This window comes from Bacteroidota bacterium (genome assembly GCA_016213405.1).
In the GTDB taxonomy this organism is placed as follows: Bacteria; Bacteroidota; Bacteroidia; order Palsa-948; family Palsa-948; genus Palsa-948.
The window spans coordinates 1-17,066 of record JACRAM010000104.1 but is presented as its reverse complement, the minus strand read 5'-3'; the positions used below and the strand labels follow the sequence as shown (position 1 = coordinate 17,066).

At 37.7% G+C, this 17,066-nt stretch carries 13 protein-coding genes; 3 read left to right on the top strand and 10 right to left on the bottom strand.

Annotated features, from left to right (window positions below; all coding sequences use genetic code 11):
- Positions 1-78: 78 nt before the first annotated feature.
- The 9 genes from HY841_12650 to HY841_12610 form a co-directional block, all read right to left on the bottom strand.
- Entirely contained in the window at positions 79-240 is a 162-nt protein-coding gene (locus tag HY841_12650; GenBank protein ID MBI4931611.1) for a hypothetical protein, read from the bottom strand.
- Between the two features lie 512 nt (positions 241-752).
- Complete coding sequence (locus HY841_12645; protein MBI4931610.1) at positions 753-1,652, bottom strand: T9SS type A sorting domain-containing protein; 900 nt, start codon at positions 1,650-1,652, stop codon at positions 753-755.
- A 430-nt stretch (positions 1,653-2,082) separates the two neighbouring features.
- Positions 2,083-3,390 carry a DDE-type integrase/transposase/recombinase gene (locus HY841_12640; GenBank protein ID MBI4931609.1) on the bottom strand — a complete coding sequence of 436 codons (1,308 nt, stop codon included), beginning with the start codon at positions 3,388-3,390 and terminating at the stop codon, positions 2,083-2,085.
- 350 nt (positions 3,391-3,740) lie between these two features.
- On the bottom strand, positions 3,741-4,712 hold the full coding sequence (locus tag HY841_12635) for a carboxypeptidase regulatory-like domain-containing protein (protein MBI4931608.1): 972 nt from the start codon (positions 4,710-4,712) through the stop codon (positions 3,741-3,743).
- A gap of 32 nt (positions 4,713-4,744) precedes the next feature.
- On the bottom strand, positions 4,745-6,865 hold the full coding sequence (locus tag HY841_12630; GenBank protein ID MBI4931607.1) for a T9SS type A sorting domain-containing protein: 2,121 nt from the start codon (positions 6,863-6,865) through the stop codon (positions 4,745-4,747).
- Positions 6,859-8,925 (bottom strand): gliding motility-associated C-terminal domain-containing protein, encoded by a 2,067-nt coding sequence (locus HY841_12625; GenBank protein ID MBI4931606.1) that lies wholly within the window; start codon positions 8,923-8,925, stop codon positions 6,859-6,861. The genes HY841_12630 and HY841_12625 overlap by 7 nt, the downstream gene beginning before the upstream one ends.
- A 6-nt stretch (positions 8,926-8,931) precedes the next feature.
- Complete coding sequence (locus tag HY841_12620) at positions 8,932-10,323, bottom strand: T9SS type A sorting domain-containing protein (GenBank protein ID MBI4931605.1); 1,392 nt, start codon at positions 10,321-10,323, stop codon at positions 8,932-8,934.
- 25 nt (positions 10,324-10,348) lie between these two features.
- Entirely contained in the window at positions 10,349-11,554 is a 1,206-nt protein-coding gene (locus tag HY841_12615) for a T9SS type A sorting domain-containing protein (GenBank protein MBI4931604.1), read from the bottom strand.
- 38 nt (positions 11,555-11,592) lie between these two features.
- Positions 11,593-12,015, bottom strand: coding sequence for a tail fiber protein (locus HY841_12610; GenBank protein ID MBI4931603.1), 423 nt, complete (start codon positions 12,013-12,015; stop codon positions 11,593-11,595).
- 541 nt (positions 12,016-12,556) lie between these two features.
- Here HY841_12610 and HY841_12605 point away from each other — a divergent pair.
- Together HY841_12605 and HY841_12600 are read left to right on the top strand one after the other, a co-directional pair.
- Entirely contained in the window at positions 12,557-14,074 is a 1,518-nt protein-coding gene (locus HY841_12605) for a hypothetical protein (GenBank protein MBI4931602.1), read from the top strand.
- 8 nt (positions 14,075-14,082) lie between these two features.
- Positions 14,083-16,296 carry a tetratricopeptide repeat protein gene (locus HY841_12600; protein MBI4931601.1) on the top strand — a complete coding sequence of 738 codons (2,214 nt, stop codon included), beginning with the start codon at positions 14,083-14,085 and terminating at the stop codon, positions 16,294-16,296.
- Here HY841_12600 and HY841_12595 read toward each other — a convergent pair whose 3' ends face one another.
- A complete protein-coding gene (locus tag HY841_12595) occupies positions 16,297-16,671 on the bottom strand; it encodes a DUF1987 domain-containing protein (protein MBI4931600.1) in 375 nt (124 codons plus the stop codon).
- 33 nt (positions 16,672-16,704) lie between these two features.
- Here HY841_12595 and HY841_12590 point away from each other — a divergent pair, with 33 nt between their 5' ends.
- Positions 16,705-16,956 (top strand): hypothetical protein, encoded by a 252-nt coding sequence (locus tag HY841_12590; GenBank protein MBI4931599.1) that lies wholly within the window; start codon positions 16,705-16,707, stop codon positions 16,954-16,956.
- Positions 16,957-17,066 lie beyond the last annotated feature (110 nt).

Below are 17,066 nucleotides of genomic sequence, written 5' to 3'. Positions count from 1 at the left end.
TTATTGACCGTAAAGAAACTTCGGATTATCTTTTCTGTAATAGAGTAGTGTAATAAATTTTCCGTCATTGTCTGTTTACTAAAGTCCGTAAGTGTCTGTTGGTGTCTGTTGGTGTCCGTGTGCAATTGCCGCTAACGCTCCTCCGCTTGCCGTTCGGGCGGGAGAAAGAATTGATTTACTGTCCGCCCGCACAAAGCAAAAATAGAAATAAAAAACATTCTGCCAAACGAAAACCCGCATGACGGCAAGCGGATGTTACCACCTGTTGCATGGTCTGCTGTAGTCCGGTCTGTCCGCGTCCGTAAGCGTCCGTTGTATTTTTTTATAATCCGTTGCATTATTCTGTCTATAGTGTGGTCTGTCTGCGTCCGTAAGCGTCCGTTGAAGTTTGTTTATGCTGTCAGCACTTACAAGTTTTCATGCAAGTCCGTCCGCGTCTGTTTGCGTCCGTAATTGTCCGCGATTTTTGCAATTGGTGGTAACGAGTGGTGCTTAAAGCAGGCGGGGGTCCCCCGATGACTTTACAAACTGTCGCGGATTTGCTGTCGTTGAACATGACCGCTAACGAGTTCGGGGTTTGCGTTAGTGGCGGATTTGAAACCACATCACTGTCCCCCCGCTACAAAGATAATTACTTGCACACACTTTCAAATTATTCGTCAACCGCCATTACGCAAACCCCGTGTTGTGGGCAGTAGAAACTTTTTTGTCAATGTCGTTAGTGAAGATTTCAGGTACATTGTACAGTCGTGTCAGTTGTCCGTGATTACTAATTTGTCAGCCGCGATTACTTTATTATCCTGTGTCAGCCGAATGAAATAAAGTCCACTTGGTAAATTGTCACGGTGCAAAGTAACCGTCTGCTCAGAAATATTTTTTATTTGTTTTACTGGTTGTCCGAATGAACTGTAAAATGTCAAGGTTGCACATTTTAAGAAGTTGTCTGTCTGCATAGTTGACTTATTGGAAAATGGGTTGGGATAAATCTTAGAATGCATACTTATATTTAAATCGGTATTCTCATTTATTTTCAGAATGGGTAAACAATTTTCCGGACAAATAATAACTGAATCGGGATCTGTGTCAACATAATTTACTATATTATTTTGATGGCAGCAAATTAAAAGACTTCCACATTGGTCAGGAGGATTTGCTCTATAAAATAAAGCAAATGGATCGAACAATGAACCAACACCCTCTATACACTCAAAATCAACGGGCTGTGAAGATTGTCCAGGTACTGGATTAAACTTCATTCTTTTTCTTTGACCAGCACAAGTGCTGACAGAATCTTGTAATACAAGCACAAATTTGACATTTTGGTATGTGGCAGTTGTAAATGTATCCCCCACTGTCAAGTTGAAGTCATAAAGTAATTTATCTTGTGAATTAATATTAATCCATACTTTCTTTTGTAAAGTATCTTCTCTCACAAAAGATAAATACCCGCCATTTGAAGGCGAGTACTGCTTATATGTTATTCCATTAATAATTGAATCGTTGATCAGATTGTACCATTTAGAAGAATTTCCAACCCATGGACAAGAAGTTTTCATAAACCATTCAGTGTTTTTAAGCATAGGTGGATACTGTTGAGCATTTACAAAAGCATTAACAATAGCGAATAAGGTGATGAATAATTTTGTTTTCATTTTTTTGCTTTTTTATTCTCGTTGACAAATATAAGGGTTTGTCTGTCCATAAGTCAAATTATTAAAATTTCTGCGTATTTGTCCCGCGAGAAATTAAGCGTCAAACTCCGAAAATTTGTCGCGCGGTCTATTGCCCACAACGTTCCTCCGCTTTGCGGTCGGGCGGATGTTTAATTGATTTCCTGTCCACCGATTACAAAATTAAAACAAATGAAGGAACTGTCCACGGAAAAGTCAGCCCGCATGCCGCAAAGCGGATGTTAATTACTGTGCGCGCACCCTTGTATTTGTCTGTCCGATGTGTGATTTCACAAGGTCTTACAGCAGATTTTGTTTCTTATAAGAAACAGTCGGTTTGAAGAGTCAATAATAGAACTTTTTTCTTTCTGATTACACATTTGTCTATAAATATTTTGTCTGTCGGTGTGGATTAGTTTGCTGATTGTTGCTTGCAGCCGAAAGGACAACCAACGCAAGAGTGTGTCCGATTATATTTTACTCTGTCTATGTGGGCTTCTATCATTCTTTCGCGGATTCTTTTGAAGTTCACTTTCTTTTTTCCGTATGCTTCCAATGGTGTCAGTCCGTTGAGAGATCCATGCGGTCGTTTGTCGTTGTAGTCCGGGATTACTACTTTGCTCATCAGGTTTGTAAGTTCAGATTGATTGAGAATGTGTCGGGGAAAGAGGTAGTCGTATTTGATAATTTTATTTACGGATTCCACCATTGCATTTGATTTTAGAATATGTTTTAATGCAATGAGTTTTTTTACCGGATATTTTTCTATGAATGTTTCTACTTTTTTATTATTGTTTTCTGTACCTCCGTCAACAATTAATTCTGTTTTATTTTTCTTTCTCTTAATGGGTTTTATTCCTGCTTTCTCAATCGTTTCTGCAAAAGTGTCTAAGCGAAGTTTAGCGCAAACCCTGTCCGCTACTCTCCACGAAGTAATGTATCGGGAATAATTGTCTATTACGAGATAGATGTAGGATATATTTCCGTCTGCTGTCTGAAGTTCTGTAATGTCTGCGTGCCATTTTTCATTCGGGGCATTGGCTCTTATTCCTTCTGCATATTTTCTATGAATCTTTCTGTGACGCTTGCGTTTTATTTTCATCAGGCGTGCATATTTATACCAAGTGTTCGGATGTGCTTTCAATAGAGAACGCTTCATTCCATAATAGGCAACCGAAATTATAGGCCAGTGCAAGTATTTTCCGTTGCTCAATATACGGTGCATTTTGTGAATTTCGTTTACGGTAAGTTGTTGCGGATATGTGCTGTTGCATAATTTACTTAATGATTGTCCGCAACGAAAATAAGTTTCCATTGCCCAGATTCTATAAGTGCTTTTGCTGATTCCGAAAAGTTTTATTCCTCTTTTGATGCCGATACTTTTCTTTGCTCGTTGAATTGCGTCAACTATTTGATGTTTATGTTCTCGGATTTTTTTTATGTAATCACTTCCTGTTCCGATAATATCCTTCAATGTTTTATTTATTCGGTAAAATGCGAGTAAAGTTTTCTGCAAGCGCTGGTCTTCTGAAATTTTTTTCATCAGTTCATAGAGTTCCGCGATGCTGTCGTTAAGTTCGTGCCCAGTATATTTTTCGGGTGCTTCTCTTTTCCATTTGCTTATCAAACTGCGGTGAATTTGTTTGCGGTATAAGTCGGGGAGCAATCCTTTTCTCACCAAATATTTAACCCGTGTGTCGTATGTTTTTCTTTTTTTCATTCGTATTTCTATCATTTTAGTTTATTTGTTTGCATGAACGGTAAAAAAATGGCAAACTCTTGGCGCATGCAGAACTATAATGGCTTCTACCTTTCATGCGCCATGTGTTTGACATTTTAAGTTTGCAAAAAGGGGAATTAAGAAATAGAATATTTTTTTTTAGAAGATGATTATTCCTTTTTAGAAATAAAATATGCTCCTTTAGAAGATAATTATTTCTTTTTAGAACGTAATTATGCTTCTTTAGAATTAAGTTATGCTCGTTCAGAACCTGATTATGGCATCTTAGAACCCAATTATGCTTCTTTAGAACCTAATTATGCTCGTTTAGAACCTCAAAATTGTCCCATTTATGCAGGAATGGGCGGTTGTGGTGGTGGCGGGGCTGGAATGAGGGTTATGTTTTGTGTGCTCATTGTTCCGACTGAGATATTGAGGGTGATTGTTTTGCTTACAAATCCGGGAGCGGAATAATCTACGGCTATGTTATCTCCGCTTTGGAGGTTGAGGGTGTATTTGCCTGTATCATCGGCAGTGGTGGATTTATTTTGAGCGACACATTTAATTGTGATTCCTGCCGATACTGCTGAATCGGGACTGCAAGTGCCTTTGACTCCTGCGAGACCTGCGCCTGAAACGAGTGAGAGGACTGTTGAAAAGGTAAAGCGGTCGCGCTTTGCTGCATTGTTGCGATAGATTTTTTGCCCGTCATCGAACATGGAAGTGAGTGAATCGTGAAGGGCATTGTTGGCGTTTATTTTCGCATCGCGGATTTCTTCGTTGTCTTGTTGCGCGTCTTCAAAATCTGTGAATGCTTTTTCAAAATCGGTTTTGACGGTGTTGAATGTGGCAGGAAATGCTGCGGGCATTCCTCCGGTGGTGAGTTTTGCGTTGTTGTCGGTGATAAATTTTTTCCCGGATTTCATTAGGGCATCTACTTCATCCCAATTATTATTTGCTGCTGAATCATAATGCGTGGAGCCCGCTCCTTCGAGTTTTGCTTTGTGAAGTTTTTCGGGGAAGGAGTGAAGGATATAACTTTCAAGGTTCTTCCATTGGATAAGACATTTGTCGGCTTCGTCTTCGAGGAGGATGCGGAAGGATTCTGAGATTTCATCGCGCTGCTGTGCATCGGGCATATCGCTGGCTGCGGTGACGGCTGCTTTTTGTGCGTTGCCGTAAGCGAGCGTGTAGGTGGTGAGGTGATTTGTGAAGTCGGGAACATTATCGAGGTAACTGTTCCATCCGAGGATTGCGACTGCGTAGAGTTCTTCTTGTCCGCAGTTGTACTGGGCTTTGGGGCGATCGGTTTGTAGTGGCATAAAATTTAGTTTAGGATTAGTTGATTAAGGATTTATTTTTGAATGATGAGTTTCTGGTTTATTACTTTTTCTGATATTACTACTTGAATCAAATAAGTGCCTGTGCTGTTCACAGTAAGATCAACCACAAAAGGAAGTGATTCATCTTTTATTGAGAAAACTTTTTGCCCAAGTAATGTATAAACATTTATATCTGCTTTTCCTTTTCCAACAACTGTAAAATATCCACTTGAAACAGTCGGTAGAATATTTATTACATGCTCTGAATTGCAGTTCACTGATATGGGTCCAAAGTATTCGTATTTGCCGTTATAGTCGGTTTGTTTTAAGCGATAGTAGTATTGGGTATTGGGTATTGAGTATTGAGATGAAATTTCGGCATCTACAAATTCATAATTCTGAACGGTGGTAGAATTGCCTGCTCCTTTTACTGTGCCAACAACATTCCAATCTTCCATCTTCCCATTCTGCCCCTGTGCTGCTCTTTCAATGGTAAAATAATCGTTGTTCTGTTCACTGGCTGTTTGCCAGTTGATTTTTACATTAGTGTTTTTACAGTTTGCTGTGAAGGATAAAAGCTCTATAGGAAGCGGACCAATTTTACACCCTGCTCCACCAGTATTGTTTGCATACTTTGCAAAAAAAACATCGCTGTTCCCTCCGCCACCTTGTGATGTAAGCAGCATACTTCCAGTGGTAGCGTCAAAATCAACATTAGTGCCTGCAAACCATCCGGTGATATAGAAATTTGTAGTTCCTCCACCTCCGGTTACAGCATTGGCGTACTCAATGTTTCCGACTCCCCCGTCAACTGTACCTTTGCAGAGAAAGGAACCATCTGCGGCACTGTATTGAGTAAAAAACAAACAAGTGGTACCTGCACATGTTCCGTTTTCTACTCCAGCACCCGGATCAAAATCAATAGTATTGCTATAATACCCAACAACATTTACATTGCTACCATCAGTATATACATCTTGTCCCGCAACTAAATTACTTGCTGTTCCAATATTTTTCGCCCATTGCAATGTTCCTGCGGAATTGTATTTTGCATAAAAACAATCCCGACTTCCGATTCTTGTTAATGCCGGTGCAATAATAGTTGATGCATAAAAATATCCTGCAACATATATATTATCGCTTGCGTCACGAGAAATCCCCATCGCTTCAACAATATTTGGAGTTGCCGCTCCTGCTCCTATTTTATTTGCCCATACATAGGCGCCAGCGGCTGTAGTATATTTTGCAACAAAACCATCCTGATTAGTGCCGCCTTGAGATGTCAGATATGCATTTGCACCGCTTGGGTCAAAATCAACATTGGTGCCTGTAAAACTTCCGCAAATAAAAATATTGCTTGCTGCAGCGTCTACTTTTACTTTGTATCCGTATTCGTTGCTTGATGTTCCTCCTATACCAAACGCCCATCTCCAAACTCCGGCACTTGTATAACTTGCCACAAATATATCCTGACTGCTGTTGCTGGTTAAATTTTTTGCACCTCCGGTTCCATTGGGATTAAAATCCATTGTCCCGTTAAAAGTGCCTGTTACATAAATATTATTGCTTGCGTCAATGGCTATTCCATATCCGTAATCACTGTTAGCCGCGCCTATCCGGTAAGCCCAATTATACACTCCGGCTGTTGTATAACTCGCAATAAATATATCGCGGGTGGTGCTGTTGGATGTCATTAATGCTGAACCACCCGGATTAAAATTAACGTTTGTACCGAGAAACACCCCTGTAACATATATATTGCTTTCAGCTGCGTCAACAACAATTCCCTGAACAATTGTTTGTTGCACGGGGCTGGTGGTGGTAGAACCTGTAATTTGTTTTGCCCATGAAATAACACCTGCTGAAGTATATCTTCCGAAAAAACCTCCCTGCGCTCCGCTTCCCGATGCGGGAACAGTAAGGTTAGATACACCGCCATTGGGATCGGAATCTACTGTGGTGCGAAAACCGCCACCAATATAAATATCGCCTGACGCTCCTCTGGCTATGCAATATGAATTATCATTATCTGCCGTTGTGCCGAGGAATGATTTAGCCCACCCCTGTGAGTAAGCATGATTATTTGCCAATAAAAAAAACAACTGCAATAAAAAAGAAAGCCGCGAAATTATATTTACGCTCTTGTTTACCATATCAAACTGATATTTCCTTTTCGTTCAATTTTTTCTCCTGTTATTAGAGTTGCTCTCATATGATAAACATATACAGCACTCCCTTCTTTTCCTCCAATAAAACCTTTTATATTGTTTCCATCCCATCCTTTTGTAATATCAGTTGATTCAAAAACTTTTTCTCCCCAGCGGTTGTATATGACAATGTGCATTTCCTTAATGCAGTTTCCTCTTACATATAAAATATCATTCTCTCCATCACCATTTGGAGAAAAGGCATTTGGAATAAAAACATTTCCGCAAATAATTTCCACATACACGCGCACGCAGGCAGAATCTGAACAACCGTTTGCATTGGTTACATACACGCAATAGTCAGTTGTTACCGATGAAGTTGCAACAGGATTTGGACAAGCATTGCAACTTAAATCGGTTGAAGGCGTCCAAGAATAATTTCCACCACCTGAAGCGGAAAGAGCCGTGCTTTGCCCGAGGGCAATTGATACATCAACTCCTGCACTTGCAGTTGGTTTTGGATTAACTGTTAATGTGGCATAAGCAGTATCAGCACAACTGCCAATTGAAACAACTACTGAATAATTTCCGGCAGCGGAAACTGAAACAGAATTGGATGTTGCCCCTGTGCTCCATAAATAATTTCCTCCTCCGCTTGCATTTAGTATTGCATTATCGCCACTGCATATTGATGCGCTGTTTGCCACAGCAACAGGAGGAGAGTTTATGGTAACTACAACGCTTGCGGTTGCAGAACATCCGTTTGAATTTACCGCAATCAGAGAATAAGTAGTAGCAGATGTGGGATTTACATAAATGGAATTAGAGGTTGAACCCGTATTCCACGAATAGGCAGTGCCACCGTTTACAATAAGTGTTGTAGCATCTCCTGTACAAAGTGAAGTATTTCCGGTTATGATGGGTGTTGGAAGCGGATTAACGGTTGTTGTTGCAACGGAAACCGCTGTACAGCCGTTTGCATTGCTTGCGATTACTGTGTAGGAAACGGTTGCTGTGGGATTAACAATAATTGAAGTTGTTGTTGCTCCAGTATTCCACGAATAAGATGAGCCACCATTTGCGATGAGTGTGGCATTACTGCCAAAACAAATTACGCTGTCGTTGTTTATAATAACTGTAGAAAAAGAATTTACACTTACGCTGATATTTGTATCAGCAAGACAACCATTCGCATTTGTTCCGGTTAGAGTATATGTGGTGTTGACGGAAGGAGTTACGACAATGCTTGAAGTGGTTTGTCCTGATGGCAGCCAGTTGTAATTATTACCTCCGCTGGCAGTTAATGTTGTGCTGTTTCCGCTACAAATAGTTGTATTGCCATTAACCAGTATAGGAGAAACATCTTTTACAAGCGCCCATGGAGAGAAAGTTGTTTGACTTGTAACAGCACCAACTGTTCCTGTGCCGATGGTTACGCCAGCATTGCCGGGACCTACAGGAACATCCCAATTTGTTCCATTCCAGTGCTCGGCTTTGAAATTTCCTGTTGGATTTGTTGTGGTGTTTTCTGTTCCGAGATAGGTAAAAGTTAAATCGGCAGTAACGGCTGAATTTGCTTTTATGTCCCAAAATCGGTCAATAACTGCTGTAACTGAATCGCCTGTTGCGTTCATGTGCTGACAATCCATATAATTAACTGCAGGAAGGTTGCTGGTGTCGGGATGAGGCATGTTTTGCTGATTTGTTCCCCAAGTAGAAACTTCAATATCCGAACTACCTGCAGTTGTTTTATTGAATGTAAAAGGAATATAATCAGCAGCATTGCCACCCACGCCAAAGGGATAAACATAATTGCCTGTGCTTGTTCCGCAATTCCATTTAACTAAATTGTATTGCCCTTCGGAATTGATATGTCCACCAGAAAGCCGCACTATGCCGAGAGGATTGGTTTGATCTACCACTACATAAATAGGTGTGGTTCGAGTGCCGCCATCAAGGATAATGTATGCACCATCTAATACAAGCGCATTATTTTGTGAATATACCGATGTGTGTACAAATAATAAAATGAAGGCAAAAAATAATATGAGTGAAGTTTTTTTCAAGTAGAATTATTTTTGAATTATTATTTTGCTTGCTATAATGGTGTCCTTTGTTTTTATTTTTAAAAGATAAATCCCATTTTGCTGATTTCCTAAATCTATATTTGATTTTTCAGTTTTAATTTCTGAATTATAGATTTCATCTCCTATAATATTTGTAATAATTAATTGAAAATTTCCTGATGGAATTTCAAGAGTGAATTTTCCTTCGGAAGGGTTGGGGTAAATATTTATTGCATTGCTGGATACCGATTGATGAATGCCTGTAGTGAGACAAGCCGTGGTATCAAAATCAACTATGCCTGGGGCTGCATTTCTGAATGCTAATAATTCATTTTTATATTGATAAAAACTTCCTGCGCTGTCAGCGCTGGCGTTGTATGACCAAAACAGTACGCCTGCATAATTACCTGTGAACGCATTATACAACTGATCGGTGGTGCTGTGCTTGGTGCTGCTTCCCTGAGATTCTCCGATTATTGTTGGCTTATCCAATCCCCAATAAGAAGCAGAATAATCATAAGGGTCATAATTCGCCCAAAATTGTTTCATCCAATCGTAATAATGTATCTGATAAAAATCCAGATATGCGAGTGGTTTATTATACGCGGCTTGAATGGCAGCGTCTTTCCAGAAATTTCCTACGCATGTAGTTGGAAAAGAATTAACATCAGAATTATATTTTACAGTAGCAGCGCCAACAGTTACCATTTTATTAGAGTTCTGGTGAATGGCTTCTGCGCACATTCCAACAAAACGTTGCATATCACTCATTGGAACATGTTGGGTGATATTGGGGTCATTTCCTGAAACAGTTGTTGCCCACTCCGGCTCATTCATTATTTCCCATGCCAGCAGGTTGCATTGGTTGGCATAGCGCTGAACTATTGGGATAAGGGCATTATTGATGTAACTATTTGTCTTGGATGTGTCCTGAATAATATCGGCATGCATGCCTCCATTCGGACCTAATGCGTAATCATTATTCAACATGGAAAAACTCCAGAGAGATGGTATTACCATAATCTTATGTTTGAGAGCCCTGTTCAGAAAATCATCCATGTTTGGAAAAAAAACCGAATCCAGTCCTGTTACAAATCCGGTAACAGTATCAATTTCAGGGCTGGAACTTCCATCATCATGAATCCACATCCTGACACAATTAACTCCGTAGTTTTCACAGTCAATAAATATATTTTCAAAAACTGTGGAATCATATTTATTAGTTGAACCGTAAAGAAAAGAATTGAGTCCAAAATCGGTGGAGTATGCGTTCCACGGAACATTCAGACCATTTAGGAAATAACTCTTGCCATTGTAAGTAAGCAACTGAGCAAAGAGGTTGTTAGTCGTTGAAATAATAATTAAAACGATAACAGGCAGTATAATTTTTTTATTCATGATTGTGGTTTTTGTCATTTTTAATTTATTTGCCGGACAACAGAATGATTTTACCACAGCTTTCTGATTTTCCTGCATGAATGGTATAAAAATAAATTCCTGCCGGAACTTTTGTTCCTGCTGAATTTTTCCCATCCCAGAAAATAGAATATGTTCCCGCAGAATTATTTTGGTGTGCCAGTTGTTTTATTTCGCTTCCATAAATGTTGTAAACAGAAATATAAGTTTCGGCTGGTTGTGTAAGTTCATAACTGATTTTTACAAAATCATTGAATGGATTAGGAAACACATGAGAAGAAATTCCGGCTGAAGAAGAAATTTCATTGATGCCGCTGGTTAAACTTGCCAGATTGTATTTCCTGAAAAAACGCCATATTTCAACGCTGGCGCTAAAATCCATACATGTTTTTGGTCCGCTGAATGTAAAACCTGAACCGGGCCATGTATGTCCTCCGTCAATTACCTTATACAATTCAACGCTGCTGCCTTTGTCGCCTCCGTTATATACATAATGCTGCGCATAGCACGAGTCAAAAGGAATTATGTTTGGGACAGCACTGAAAACAGGAACAGGCGAACAATTATTGAAAGTTACCCAATGTTTAACCAGCGAATCTATGTGCATAAAAGATGAATCAATTGCGCCACCGTTATAATAAACCACAGAATCTGCGGTACCATGAATTTCCATTACAGGGGTTGGATGTTGTGGATTGCATGAACTGACATGAAGCGATGTCATGCTTCCGACAACAGATGCAATGGCGGCAAACCGCGAACTAAGAAAACAGGCAAGGTCATAACTCATGAATCCGCCATTGCTTCCGCCCGCTGCATATACCCTGTCTAAGTCAACATTAAGTTGGGTTTTCAGGGTATCAATTAAATTGGAAATGAAATTTTTATCTTTATCAAAGTCAGCCACAGAGTTAAAATTGTTCCATCCGGGATAATATAAGGTTAAGAGCGGCACTGAATCTCCCTGTGGCATCACTATAATAAAATTCGCAGTATCTGCAATTGGTTTGAAATTTCCTGTTTGATTGTAATTTCCCCCGTAACCATGAAAATTAAAAACCAGAGGGGTGGGATTTGCCGGATTATATATAGAAGGAATATATATTTTATAGGAACGGTATAAACTGTCAACCCAAATAGAATCTATTATAGTTGTTTGACTATATGCAATCGAGGATATTAATACTGCTGCAACAAATAATATTTTTTTCATTGTGGGGTTTGATTTGACTTTATCAAACTGATATTGCATTATAATTTCATAATAAATGCCAAAACATAATACTGCGGTTGAGTATTAATTGCTGTAGGAGATGCGTTTCCTACAGTGTGCGTATGTTGAAACGTAGAGGTTACTCCCGCTGCCGGGCCACCGCTTCCTGCCCAAAATCCTCCAAAGCCAGGCTGCCATAGCAAAATACCACTATACAGGTTCTCAGTAATTGTCGGATTACTGGTAGTAAGTAACGGAATGTTACCTGCAACAAGAGTCGTGGCGTTTGCTCCTCCGGTTGTATTCATGTTCGCTTGAACAGTTGTGCCCTTAATAAAGTAGTTATTCAAGTTGGGTGTGCCGTTAGTGCCGTCACATAAAGCCCAACCTGCGGGAATGGAAGCGATAGTTCCACTCCACATGCAAATTACTCCCGAAGGAACTCCTCCCGAACCGCCCATAGGCACCCACTTTGTTCCATCCCAATACCAGAATCCAATTGCACCTCCTGTCATGGCAGCATTGGTATTAAATACCAGCAAACTCGTGCTGGGGGCGGGAATGGTAACTACATCGGTAGTGGATGTTAAACTCACCCTTGGAAAGAGTACGCCTTTATTGGCACTGTTAACATCTAAAATAGAAGATGCAGCAGGAGTAGCGCCTGTAGCATTGATTCCAACGCTTTGCCCAAAAGAAACGGATGAGGCAAGAGGGCAAATGACAGTTGTAAATACAACTGTTATGAGGGTAATAATTTGTTTCATTGTTTTGGTTTATGTGAAATATTATTTATGTGCGTAAAAATAGATATGCAATTTCATATAAACAAAAAAAGGGTGCCTGATATATTAGTGATATAAATGATATATATTGGAGTACTAATTATATTTTTCATAATAGAAATCAATGTTTCAGATGATTTTTAACTTAGTAACAAAAAACTATGATATGGCGTATTTTTGCATTACTATTTTTACTTTTGTGAACTTTTGAATTAACATGAAAAACCCAAGTACTGATATTTTTGATCTTATTAAATCTTTAGGTAAAGGAGAAAAAAGATATTTCAAAAGCTACAGCAGCATTTATAAAAAATCCAATAAGCACTATTTATTATTATTTGATGCGATTGCGAAACAAAATGAATACAACGAAACTGCGCTTCGGCAGCAGTTTAAGGGCAAGGCATTTACAAAGCAATTGGCGGTTGCAAAATCATTTCTCCATGACCGCATATTAAAGGTTCTCGATTCTTATCATGAAAGCCATGCCGAAAAAATACGCAGCAATATTCATTATGCTGAAATATTATATAACAAGGGGCTTTATAGTCAAGCAGAAAAAATATTAGGGAAGATGAAAATATTAAGTGAAAAATATGATTTGCATATTTTTCTTCCCGAGATTTTGCTATGGGAACACAGATTAGCTTTTCAAAGTTTTAACATAGATAAATCAGCAGAAATTAATAATGAATTCAAAAATTGTTTTCATCTTCTATTGAACATACATATATTAAGAGATCTTGCTTCTACTTTATATTCTTTAACGTATGGAAATTTACCTCTGAATGAAAAAGAACGCATGAGAAGGATAAAAAAAATAATGAACCACCCTTTGGTAAAAAAAGAAAATGAGCTTACGTTTCAGGCAAAGGAATATTATTATCATATACATCATACGTATTGGTCATATAAGAATAATCCGTATAAGACCATCTCGTTTTTAAAGAAAAAAGTAAAGCAATATGAAATGCATAATGAGAAAATAAAAAACAACCAAAATACTTATGTATATGCTTTAGGGGGTTTAATTGAGACATGCCTTGAATGTAAATTATATGATGAAGCAATTGCACAAATTGAAAAATGCAATATGTTAATCAAGAACACTACAAATTTTTCCGAGAAATCTTTCACATGGTTAATGTATAATGATTGTTTACTAAAATATTTTAGACATATTGGCGAATTTGAAAAGGGGGCTGAAATAATTCCTTGCATCACTAAGGAATATATCGCATATAAAAAAGAATTAAGCGAGCACGAAAAAATAACATTACATATCAGCATTGCAATAATCTGGTTTGGAAATAATGAATTCAAAAAATGTATTTCTTCTCTTTATAAAATACTTAATGATTATTCCAAAAACATTCGAAATGACATAGAACATTTTATTCGTCTTTTTTATTTGATGGCTCACTTTGAGGCAAAAAGTAATGATTTTTTAATTCATCTCACTCAATCTACTTATCACTTCTTCCAGAAGCAAAATAATACGAGTGAATTTGAAAAACTTTTTGTAGATTTTTTTAGAATACTATTGCCAAAAGCTGACAATAATAAAGAGATGATTGATGCATTCAAGCAATTATACAACCAACTGCTTCCTTTAACAAAAAATTCAAAAGAGAAACATATTTTTGATTATTTTGATTTCATCTCATGGCTTGAAAGTAAAATTGAAAACCGTCCGTTTGCGGAGGTGGTGAGGGAGAAAGCTAAAGCAGATTAATATATTTCATGATTAAAAAAAATATTTTTTTAATATATTTTCTACTCATACATTTACTTTCTTTCGCACAGCAAGGGAAAGAATATTTTTTAATTGATTCTGTTAATCATGAAACTCTATCCCCAGATGATAAAACCATCCTTGATTCATTGCTTCCATTATACAAAAATGCAAAAGATGATACTATTAAATTAGATATTCTTGGCTCATTAGCAGAAAGTATTAATGATGAAACGATGTGGCCCAAATACAACCAGTTGTTATTTGCTATGTCTGAAAAATTATTACACGATTCCAAACTGCATGATAAAAAAGAAATTAATACTATAAAAAAATATTATGCGGGTGCGCTTCAAAATTTTGGTTTCTATGCCATACGCATAGAATCTGATAATAAAAAAGCATTGGAATATTATGAAAAAAGTTTAGCGATACAGCAGGAGGTACTCGACAAAGAAGGAGAAGGAACTACATTAAACAACATAGCAATGGTGTTTGAGACTCAGGGCGACATACTTAAGGCGCTGGAGTATGAATTGAAAAGTTTAAAAATCAACGAAGACCTTAAAAATAAAAATGGCATATCAATAATGCTGAACAATATTGCAAACCTTCACTTGATTCAGGGAGATACCGCTAAGGCATTAACTTATTTGAAAAAAGGAATCGCCTTGCAGGAGGAAATCGGATACAACTTTGGGCTTGCTTATTCTCTAAACAGCATTGGCTTAGTTTATTTCCAACAAAAAAATTATCCTGAAGCAATAGTATATTATAAGAAGGGAATTAAAATTAGTGAAAAAGTTGGCGATAAAAACGGGTTGGCTTCAACTCTTGTTAATCTTGGCAGAACGTATCAAAAATTAGAGCAAGAAAATAATAATGGTTTTATCAGTAAAGATTCTTTATCTATTTATACAATTGGCTATATGCTTCGAGGATTAAAATTATTCGAAGAAACAAATAATAAACAGGGCATCTCGCGCACTTCAGCCAGTATTGGACTTATTTATTATTCTGAAAATAATATCTCGCAAGCATTGGATTACGGGAAACGTGCTCTCAAGGTTGCTCAAGAAATCGGATACCCTGATGAAACCAGAAGTGCTTCTGAACTGCTTTTTAAAGTATACCGCAAACAAGGCAAATGGCAGAACGCACTTGCAATGCACGAACTCTATATGCAGATGCGTGACAGCGTATTCAATCAGGAAACTCAGAAGTCCACTTTCAAACAACAGACAAAATATGAATACGAAAAACAACAAGTGCTGAAAGACGCTGAACACCAGAAAGAACTTGCTGTTGCCGAAGAAGAAAAAAAACGACAGCGGATAGTTAGTTATTCCATTGGATTGGGGTTATTGCTTGTTGCAGTTTTCTCTGTAATCATCTTCAATCGGCTTAGAGTTACTCGAAAACAAAAAATTATTATTGAACAGAAAAATAAAAATATTACTGACAGCATTAATTATGCAAAACGCATTCAGGATTCCATTTTACCTTCGCATGATGAACTTTCAAAACAATTTTCAGATTACTTCATCTTTTTTAGACCAAAAGATATTGTAAGCGGAGATTTTTACTGGCTTTCATCTCATGATGGAAAATTTATTTTTGCGGTTGCTGATTGCACCGGGCATGGAGTTCCTGGTGCTTTCATGAGCATGATAGGGAATACCCTGTTAAATGAAATTGTGAATGAAAAATTTATTTTTCAGCCAGCTGAAATTCTTAATCAATTGAATGAAGGGGTTATTCATGCGCTTCATCAGGAATCACGCTCGCAAGATGATGGAATGGAAATTTCCATATGTCTTTTTGAGTTAGATAAAAAGAAAATCACTTTTGCCGGAGCAGGGCACTCTCTTATAATAGTTAAAAATAAAATCATTGAGGTAATAAAAGGAGATGCATTTTCAATCGGCAGTTTATTCGGTCCAAGCAGTTCTTTAAGAAATGAAAAGAATTTTTCTTTTTCTCAAAAAGAAATTTCTCTTTCAGAAAATCAAATGCTGTATTTTTCAACTGATGGTTTTGCCGACCAGCGTGGCGGAGCAGGAGGGAAAAGATTTTTTACAAAACAATTAGAGGAACTTCTTCTCAATGTTTCTTCTCTTCCCATAAAAACGCAAGAAGAAAAAATAACAAAGGCGTTTGAAAGTTGGAAGGGAAACTACGCGCAACAAGATGATGTATTATTGGCAGGAATAAAAATTTGATTACCCTGAAATAAATTCAAATGGTACAGTGGCTAGCTTAGAGAAGAATTTTCCTGACGCAAGCATATCTGTATCATTTGTATCATAATGCCAGCAAATTTTCACTTTAGATTTTTTTGCAACATCCATCAAACAAGAAATTATTTTGAAAATCTGCTTTGCAGTAGCAGTATTATAATATTGAAATTTAAAGTGAAAGGTTGTTTCCGATTTCGGAGTTTGCATATAATTGCTCAGCCCTTCAAGAACAGGATTGTAAAAAATGATAGCATCTTCAGGATATGACCACCCCGAAATTTCAAATACTCCTTTTTTGTAATCTAAGGATACTCCCGGAGTTATTTCTCCCTTTGGTTTTATTATGAAAGGAATCATTAAGCAAATATATTGATTTAATTTGCTTGATATATGAGGGAGAGGCGGGGAAGCAGAATACATAGTGTTTCTTCGTGTGATGGAGCAAGTGCAAATGTGCTGCACTCAATAATTAAAAATAAAAAAGTTGTGCAGCTCTTTTGCATTTGCGGAGTTGCTTCAATGCTTGCAGGAATTATCCTGCGCTGTGTATTAATGACTGTCTGGGCAAAAGCAGCGGTGAAGAGTTGCGAGATTGTCAGACCGATAAAAATAAGTTACTCGTATGTTTGCGAAATTAAATAAACTAGTGCAACTAAAAGAAAAAAAGAGTGAGAGCAATATGCGTTACAAAACAACCCTTGAGGTATGTTCGTAGACAGAGAATCCTCACTCTTTTTAAAACTCTTTAAAGT

Bases quoted from the DNA above. Each gene is read 5' to 3' on its own strand.
- HY841_12650 (MBI4931611.1), bottom strand. From the start codon at position 240: ATGCGGGTTTTCGTTTGGCAGAATGTTTTTTATTTCTATTTTTGCTTT.
- HY841_12645 (MBI4931610.1), bottom strand. From the start codon at position 1,652: ATGAAAACAAAATTATTCATCACCTTATTCGCTATTGTTAATGCTTTT.
- HY841_12640 (MBI4931609.1), bottom strand. From the start codon at position 3,390: ATGAAAAAAAGAAAAACATACGACACACGGGTTAAATATTTGGTGAGA.
- HY841_12635 (MBI4931608.1), bottom strand. From the start codon at position 4,712: ATGCCACTACAAACCGATCGCCCCAAAGCCCAGTACAACTGCGGACAA.
- HY841_12630 (MBI4931607.1), bottom strand. From the start codon at position 6,865: ATGGTAAACAAGAGCGTAAATATAATTTCGCGGCTTTCTTTTTTATTG.
- HY841_12620 (MBI4931605.1), bottom strand. From the start codon at position 10,323: ATGAATAAAAAAATTATACTGCCTGTTATCGTTTTAATTATTATTTCA.
- HY841_12615 (MBI4931604.1), bottom strand. From the start codon at position 11,554: ATGAAAAAAATATTATTTGTTGCAGCAGTATTAATATCCTCGATTGCA.
- HY841_12610 (MBI4931603.1), bottom strand. From the start codon at position 12,015: ATGGGCGGTTCGGGAGGAGTTCCTTCGGGAGTAATTTGCATGTGGAGT.
- HY841_12605 (MBI4931602.1), top strand. From the start codon at position 12,557: ATGAAAAACCCAAGTACTGATATTTTTGATCTTATTAAATCTTTAGGT.
- HY841_12600 (MBI4931601.1), top strand. From the start codon at position 14,083: ATGATTAAAAAAAATATTTTTTTAATATATTTTCTACTCATACATTTA.
- HY841_12595 (MBI4931600.1), bottom strand. From the start codon at position 16,671: ATGATTCCTTTCATAATAAAACCAAAGGGAGAAATAACTCCGGGAGTA.
- HY841_12590 (MBI4931599.1), top strand. From the start codon at position 16,705: ATGAGGGAGAGGCGGGGAAGCAGAATACATAGTGTTTCTTCGTGTGAT.